The sequence below is a fragment of the Deinococcus sp. genome (assembly GCF_030523985.1).
Taxonomy (GTDB): domain Bacteria; phylum Deinococcota; class Deinococci; order Deinococcales; family Deinococcaceae; genus Deinococcus.
The window spans coordinates 35,827-40,402 of record NZ_JAUNHK010000002.1; the positions used below are offsets into that span (position 1 = coordinate 35,827).

Here is a 4,576-nt window from a genome sequence, read left to right on the forward strand (position 1 = left end):
CATCGCCGTGGCCTGGTGCCTGTTTCAGATGTACGCCGCGTGGCAGGGCACGATGGTGCCGACCACGCTGCGGGCCATTCACCTCGGCTTCGCCTTTGCGCTGGCCTTTCTGGTCTTTCCCTTCCGCAAGACGCCGGGCAAGCCGCAAGTCGGGATTCCCTGGAGCGACTGGCTGCTGGGCCTGCTGGCGACGGGAAGCGCGGCCTATTTCGTGGTTCAGTACGCCAACATCGCCGCCAACGGGGGTATTCGTGACGGGGTGCCCGCCGACCTATGGGCCGGAAGTGCCCTGGTCGTGATGCTGCTGCTCGCCGCGTGGCGCACCATCGGGATCGCCATGCCGCTGATTTCGCTGGCGTTCATCCTGTTCGCCTTCATGGGCGCGAAGGGGCTGATCAAATTCATCCAGACCCCCTTCCACGGCGGCTACACCTGGCCGCAACTGATGGGCCAACTGGCGACCAACACCGAGGGCATTTTCGGCACGGCGCTGGGCGTGTCGGCGCAAATCGTCTTTCTGTTCGTGCTGTTCGGGGCCGTGTTCGACAAACTCGGCGCGGGCGACTGGTTCATGCGCGTGGCCCAGAGCATCCTCGGCGGCTTCCGGGGCGGCGCGGCCAAAGCCAGCATCCTGTCGAGCGGGCTGAACGGCATCATTTCCGGGTCTGCCGTGTCCAACGTGGTCACGGGCGGCAACATCACCATCGGCACCATGATTCGTACCGGGTACAGCCGCGAAAAAGCCGGAGCCATCGAGGTCGCCAGTTCGAGCAACGGGCAACTGATGCCCCCGGTGATGGGCGCGGCGGCCTTCATCATGGCGCAGAACCTGAACATCGAGTACCGCTCGCTGATTCTGGCGGCGGCGATTCCGGCCTTTCTGTGTTACGCCGCGCTGCTGGCGGTGGCGCATATCGAGGCGCTCAAGCTGAACCTGCGCGGGCTGCCGCGCTCGGAGCTGCCGCCCCTGAAAAGAACCGTGCTGGAAGGCTGGTACTACATCCTGCCGCTGGGCTACCTCATCGGCATTCTGACCGCCAACCCCGAAGCCAGCCCCGAACGCATCGCCCTGAACACCATCCTGATGATGGTCGTGATGATGTTTATTCAGGAAGGCTTTTTCGCCTCCAGGGATGGGCGCGGACTGGCAGGCGGCCTGCGCGACGCGGCGGTCAAGCTGCTGCACGCCTTCGAGGGCGGCGCACGCTCCATGGTCGGCATCGCCATCGCCACCGCTGCGGCGGGCATCATCGTGGGCATCGTGACCATCACGGGCCTGGGCTTCGGCCTCGCGGACGTGGTGGAAAGCGTCACCAACCTGTTCCAGACGCCCTTTCTCAAGATTCTGGCCGTGCTGGTCATGGGCCAGCTCATCGCCCTGATTCTGGGCATGGGCCTGCCGACCACCGCCAACTACATCCTGATGAGTGCGCTGATCGTGCCGATTATCGCCCGCGTCGCCGGGCTGGACACCGGCAACCCCGCGCAGATGCTCCCGGCGCACATGTTCGTCTTCTACTTCGGCATCATGGCCGACTCGACGCCCCCGGTGGCCCTCGCCGCCTTCGCCGCCGCCGCCATCTCGGGGGGCGACCCGGTCAAGACGGGCGTGCAGGCGTTCCAGTACGAACTGCGAACCGCGCTGCTGGCCTACATGATGTTCTTCAACCCCCAACTGCTGCTGATCGCCAACAACCAGCTCGGCGGGCTGCCGCTGGCCGAGGCCATTCCGATGGTCATCTTCGCCTTCATCGGTCTGGTCGCCTTCAGCGCCGCCACCCTGCGCTTCTTGCACCGCAAGACCAACCCGGTGCAGATGCTGATGCTGCTGGTTGCCGCTTTCATCCTGATTATCCCGACCCAGATCATCTGGAACCTCGGCGCACTCGCCCTGATTGCCGCCGTGTACTTCTGGCAGAAGGCGGGCAGCCGTAATGAACCGCCCGCGCCTCTGAGCGCCGCCGCCTGAGCTTCCTTCGTCCCCTGCGCCCCTTTCCCGGTGAAAGTGGGCGCATTTGCGTTGCCCTCACGTTTTCTCAAGGCGTCATCACTTGAGCATCAGATTCGGGGGGCACAGTGAGAGGCATGAAAAAGATTCTTCTGGCAAGTGTGGCGGGCGCGGGCCTGTTGGCGAGCTGTGGTGGCGACGTCACCGTTTCTATCCCCGATTACTTCAACGGCGGCAAATCGACCAGCCTGACCGTCAACAGCGTCAGCAACATTCGTACGGACTGGAAGCTGACCACCGATGTGGTTGACCAGAACGATAAGACCATCAAAGCGGGCAGCTACCTCATTTGTGACAACAAGACCACCAATGTTGAGGCAGATGTGGCCTGGACGGGCAACCTGTCCAAACTCGGCCTGCAACTCAAGGGCGTGCGTACGGGCGATTATAAAAACGGTACCGTCTACCCCTACGGTGGTGTGGCAGGTAGCGGTAGCACTACGGCCACCTTTGTAGTTGGCGCAGGCATGGCTCCTCAGGCTATTGTCGTGAACCCAGTGAACAAGGTGACCGTCAAGGGTTACACCTACCTGCGCGTACAGGGCCAGGATCTCCTCGGAGGCGTCAGCAACATCGTAGAAAGCCCCAACGAACTGCCCGTCGTGGACTGCCTCTAATCCACCCATCTTCCCAGAGCTTCCCTCACCGGGAGGCTCTTTTTTTGCCCTCGGCCTGTCTAATCTATTGTTGATAAAAGAACTCAACTTATCTGCTACAGTCATGTCATGAAACGTGCTTTCCTCCCCCTGCTGACCCTGACCCTCGCCGCCAGCGCCCAAGCGCAGCAGGCCAAAGAACTGCGGCTGGGCATCTTTCCCAACGTGACCCACGCGGCGGGGCTGGTGGGCGTCAACAAGGGACTGATTCAGAAAGAACTGGGCAGCGGCGTCAAGCTGGTGGTCAAGGAATTTGCCAACGGGTCGCAGGTAAACGAAGCGTTCGCGGCGGGCGCGATTGACGCGGCGTATGTCGGCCCTGGCCCCGCCATGAACGCCTTTATGCGCGGCGTGCCGATTCAGGTCTACGCCGGAGCCGCCAACGCGGGCGCGGTGCTGGTGGGCCGTAAGGACAGCGGCATTCGCAACGTGAAGGGGCTGGCGGGCAAGAAGGTGGCAGTGCCCACACGCGGCTCGACCCAGGACATCAGCCTGCGCCACCTGCTGCACGAAAACGGCCTCAAGGCCAGCGACGAAGGCGGCAACGTGACCATCGTGCCGATTGACCCGGCCAACATGCCCGCTGCGTTTGCAGGCAAGCAGGTGGACGCCGCGCTGGTGCAGGAACCCTGGGGCGCGGTGATGGAAGGCCAGGGGGCCAAACTGATCGTGAACGAAAAAGGCATCTGGGAGGGCGGCAACTACACCTCCACCGTGCTGGTCGTGAACACCAAGTACGCTGCCGCCAACCCCGAAAACGTGAAGGGACTGCTGCGCGGTCACCTCGCTGCCATCAACTTCATCAAAAAGAGCAACGCGGCGGCGCAGAAGGCCATTTCCGACCAGATTTACACCTTCACGGGCAAGCGCCCCAACTCGGCGGAACTGTTCAAGGCCCTGGCCCGCACCAAAGTCACCTGGGACATCAACCTGAAAACGCTGGCCGAGTACGCCGACCTGAACAAGGAAGCCGGATTCGCCCGCGCCGTGCCCGACCTGAACAAGTTCGTCAACCTGAACGTGGTCAAGGGCCTGGCGAAGTAAACGAGTCAGCCCGCTGTCAATCACGCTTTCCTACAATGGAGGCGTGATTTTTCCTGCCCTCATGAGGCCGACGTGCTAGCCCGCGCCCGCAGCGTGGCACTAATCGGGGTGGACGCTGTCCCCGTCGAGGTGGAAGTGGACGTGTCGCCAGGCTTGCCCGCCTTTACCGTGGTCGGTCTGCCCGATCAGGCCGTCAGCGAAGCGCGGGAACGGGTGCGGGCGGCGATTCGTAACGCGGGCCTGCCCTTTCCGGCGGCGCGAATCACGGTCAATCTGGCCCCCGCCGACCTGCGTAAGGAAGGTCCGCTGTACGACCTGCCGATTGCGCTGGGCCTGCTGGCGGCACAGGACATGCTGCCGCGTGAGGCTCTGGAAGAAACGATCGTGGCGGGCGAACTGGCCCTGGACGGCAGCTTGCGGCCCATCGCGGGGGCGATCAACCTCTCGCTGCTGGCGGCGGCGCACGACCTCGAAGCCCTGCTGCCCGAGGCCAACGCCCAGGAAGCCGCGCTGATTGAGGGCGCAAGCGTGTACGGCGCGGCGACCCTGCAAGAAGCGGTGCTGCACCTGAGCGGGCAAAAGCGCCTGCCCCAGACCGAGGCGGCCCCCCCAGCCGACGACCCTGACCTGTTTCCCGACCTGGGCGACCTGAAAGGGCAGACGGCGGCGCGGCGGGCGCTGGAAGTCGCGCTGGCGGGCGGACACAACCTGCTGATGGTGGGCAGCCCCGGCAGCGGCAAAACTATGCTGGCGCGGCGGGCACCAGGGCTGCTCCCGCCCCTGACCCGCACTGAGGCGCTGGAAGTCACCCGCATCCATTCGGCGGCGGGCCTGCTGACCAGTCGGGGGAATTTCAGCCGCCATGCGC

General features: G+C 64.1%; 4 protein-coding genes. All 4 read left to right on the forward strand.

Annotated elements, in window-relative coordinates:
* Positions 1-1,969 (forward strand): TRAP transporter permease (locus tag Q4C89_RS00710; RefSeq protein WP_303100690.1); only part of this gene is annotated, 1,969 nt, incomplete at its 5' end.
* Positions 1,970-2,085: 116 nt separating this feature from the next.
* Positions 2,086-2,625: a hypothetical protein gene (locus Q4C89_RS00715; protein ID WP_303100691.1), complete on the forward strand. Its 540-nt coding sequence runs from the start codon at positions 2,086-2,088 to the stop codon at positions 2,623-2,625.
* A gap of 108 nt (positions 2,626-2,733) precedes the next feature.
* Positions 2,734-3,708: an ABC transporter substrate-binding protein gene (locus tag Q4C89_RS00720; RefSeq protein WP_303100692.1), complete on the forward strand. Its 975-nt coding sequence runs from the start codon at positions 2,734-2,736 to the stop codon at positions 3,706-3,708.
* A gap of 72 nt (positions 3,709-3,780) precedes the next feature.
* Positions 3,781-4,576 (forward strand): YifB family Mg chelatase-like AAA ATPase (locus tag Q4C89_RS00725; RefSeq protein WP_303100693.1); only part of this gene is annotated, 796 nt, incomplete at its 3' end.